Origin of the sequence: Arenimonas sp. (assembly GCF_044348765.1) — a bacterium.
In the GTDB taxonomy this organism is placed as follows: Bacteria; Pseudomonadota; Gammaproteobacteria; order Xanthomonadales; family Xanthomonadaceae; genus Arenimonas.
Genome location: NZ_JBIKSE010000111.1, coordinates 1 through 3,604, shown reverse-complemented (window position 1 = coordinate 3,604; position 3,604 = coordinate 1). Strand labels below are relative to the sequence as shown.

Sequence of the window (3,604 nt, the reverse complement as noted above, 5' to 3'; positions counted from 1 at the left end):
TCCCCTGGTTGCAAAAAGATCACTTTCATTAGGGAGTAACGATGTCGATTCGTCATCGCGGTGCAGCGCTCTCTCTTCGCCTCATACTTACATTCTCTCTACTTCTGACCTTGCTGATTGCACCTTTTGCGCCATCGCAATCCAAGGCGGTCGTATTTGGTGAAGAAGTCCCTGAGGCAAGTCAGACTGCGCCATGGGTGGCATCGATTTGGTATACAAAGAACATTAAAGAGAAGGCGCGTTTTATCTGTACTGGATCTCTTATTAGCTCTGACATTATTATCACCGCAGCGCACTGCACATTCGATCAAGGTTTCTACTGGGTCAAATTAGGTGCAGACACTCTTGATAGTGATGAACCACTTCTAGAAGTTTCGGGCACATGGCGCGATACGCGATATAGCAAGAAGACCATCACAAACGATCTTGGACTTCTCAAGCTCACCCGCCCGGTTACGGATGTAAGACCAATTGCGCTTCCTACACAAGCGCAACTATCTAAAATTTCAAAGCTGACCAAATTTAAAATGTATGGCTGGGGACTTGATCAAAATAACGAAGTCGCCAAATTCTTACGTTCTGCAAACCTCGATCTTCAAGATTCTGCGGCAAAGCGTGCATACGGAAGTAGTTTTAAGCCTGAGATCATGCTGGCAAGCGGTCGCTACATTAAGGCGGAAAAACTTTACGCCGGTGGATGTAACGGTGACTCTGGTGGCCCACTCATTGGCATGGTCGATAGAAAACCGGTACTTGTTGGTTTAACAAGTTGGGGTTCGGCCCAAGGGTGCGATCGCGGAAAACCGACGATTTTTACTCGCGTCTCCTATTATCTTAAGAACATCTCCAATGGTGTGGTGCTAGCTTCGAAGGCTGCCACCGTCTACAACCAAGCTGCGCCAACTAATATTGAGCGAGCTTCAATTACAGGAACTGCGCGAGTTGGCTCGACCTTAAGCTGCGAACCTGGCGTGTGGTCTGAAAACACTGTTAGCCTTGAAACATATTGGACATCGCCGTCTCGAATATCTGGAGAGGCAACGACTTCTGTCGTAGTTGCCAATGAGGATGCGGGTCAAACATTTACGTGTGTGACCATTGGTAAATCCCGAACCGCCGAACTGCCAGTTGAATCTAAACTCACAATCCCAACTGCGCCAGTTCTTGATACGCAGCAATCAATAACAGGTCTTGGCCCGCAAGCGCCAAAGATTGGTGCCAACATTTCTTGTTCTAATGCGACTTGGCGCAACAATGTCGAAACTGTTCTTCGCCCGCAGTGGTATGTCGGAAATTATTACTCGCGCGAACAGCTCTCTTCTGGCAGTTCACTCGTTGGAGAAGGCACTACGCTGATTTTGACGAAAGAGATCATCCTTAAAGCTCTCAATAAATCAATTCTCTGCGCATCAGGTGCAACAGGTCCAGGTGGTACTCGCTTTAACATCGTCAGCGCCTCGATGCCGTTCATCGGCTCTCCGTCTCCAACTGTGAAGATGACAGGCCTAGTAAGCAACGAGACCCCATCCCCTGCTCAAATCGTCACATGTCAGGTTGATCAGCCAGAGCAATACGAATCTATTAAGTACGAATGGACGCTGCAAACCAGTAGTTGGAATGTGAATGAGAGCGCAGCGATCATTGGAACAAGCTCGACATTCATATTCGATTCAGCAAATATTCTCACTAGCGTCCGCAAGTATTTGCGCTGTAAAGTTACTGTAACCAACCTCGTTGGCTCAGGTGATTCTTCGGTTACTACATATGTAAAAGAGCCAACTGCCCCCGATTATTTCAGCGTTGATATAAAAGGCCTAACAGCACAATCAACGCCTAGCAACCAGATAGTGACTTGTGAGGCGCGCAAGCTCGTTGGAGATGAAAAAGCAACCTTCACCTGGGGAGTTGGCGCCTATTACTACTCATCAGATATTCAAACCGTTCTCGGAACAGGTTCAACATTAATCTTTAACGGTGATGTCTACGACCAAGTTGTCGGGAAAACACTGCTATGCGCTGTTGAGATCAAAAACAGTATTGGTAGGGCGAATGCAACTGATGGTGTATCTATCGAAGTTCCAACAGTGCAACTCTTTGGAAAAACGGGTAACTACTACCAATGGATTCCCGAGCGAGTCACCTGGCAACAAGCGCGTGCTAATGCACTTGCAATGTCATACCTTGGTCTCCAGGGATACCTTGCAACACCAAATACCCAAGCTGAATTTGAATTCCTCCGTAAAAAATCTCAAGGCAATAGCTTCTGGTTAGGTATTTCAGATCTTGAACAAGAGGGATGTTGGAAGTATGCCGATGGTCCCGAGGCCAATAGAGCTTTCTACGCAGTTCCTGGAACACCAAATTGTGCGCCAACGAGTGGCTATACCAACTGGAATTCAGGTGAGCCAAATAATGCATACAACGGAGAGAACTGGGGAATGGCTCTATCCAACGGTTTATGGAATGACGGACCAATTGATTCACTGCTGAACTCATGGGGTTCATGGCCAACTGGCTATGTCGTTGAATTTGGTGGAGCTGTTGCGCCTTTGGCTGTTACTCCAGGGAGCGCGGCATCTGCCCCAAAGATGAGCGCAACCGCGTCAACAGCGACTGGCTTTACTACAGCATCTCAGACTGTCACCACCACATTTACTCCAGATCGCTTCACTACCGCCACCTTTAATACCGCACGCATCGCAATTAAATTACAAGGGCCTGCAGGATTTAGCGTTAGCAACTATCTACCAACTCTTGCTAACAGCAGTGCTACCCGCGAAACTGGAAACTCTCTCGGCGATTACATATGGACGACCAACCCAGGGGCAACAGCGACCATAAACTTTAGTTTCGTATCACTCCCCCAGGGTCGATACACCATGACTGTCGTTGCTCAAGACGCAGGCGGAGCCACGGTCACATCAAATTCAATGACATTTGATGTCTTTGTAAAAGTTCCAACAGTCACAGCAACAACTGTTGCAGGAAAGATTGATTCTGTGGCGCTCTCATGGATGGCTCCATCTCAGACAGCTGGAATCACCACATACTTAGTTGAGTACAGTAAAGATGGAAGTACCTGGACAACCTTCGTTCGCCCAGACTCAACTGCAACGACAACAACTGTCACGGGTCTTGAGGCAGGCACCTCATACACCTTCCGTGTCACGCCAAGTATCAGCGGTGTAATCTCAGCAACAGCTGCAACAGCATCAAATACAGCCTCAACAAACTTCCAGAGAGTTACTAACGCCGTCGCCTCTCCTTCGACATCAAACTTTGCCTCCGTTTCATTGACTTGGAGTGCACCAACAATTACCAGTGGCCTCGATAACTATCGAGTTGAAGTATCTACAGATGGCACCACATGGGCTGTTTTTGAGCGTACCGCCTCGACTGCAACCAGTGCCACGGTGACAGGTCTTACCTTTGCTACTTCATATCGCTTCCGCATAACGCCAAGTTTTAATACTGTCTTTGATATCAACGGTCAAGCAATCACCTCTGCAGTCACAACTGGAAGCCCAACCGTGACTAACGTTGTGGCTTCGAAGGTCACCGGAAACAACACATCCATGAACCTGACCTGGACAGCCCCAGCAAT

Annotated in this window: 1 protein-coding gene; it reads left to right on the top strand. The window is 48.0% G+C overall.

All coding sequences use genetic code 11. From position 1 onward, the window contains the following. Positions 1–41: 41 nt before the first annotated feature. The coding region (locus ACIQ0Q_RS09485) for a trypsin-like serine protease (RefSeq protein ID WP_395772691.1) at positions 42–3,604 on the top strand (3,563 nt) is incomplete at its 3' end.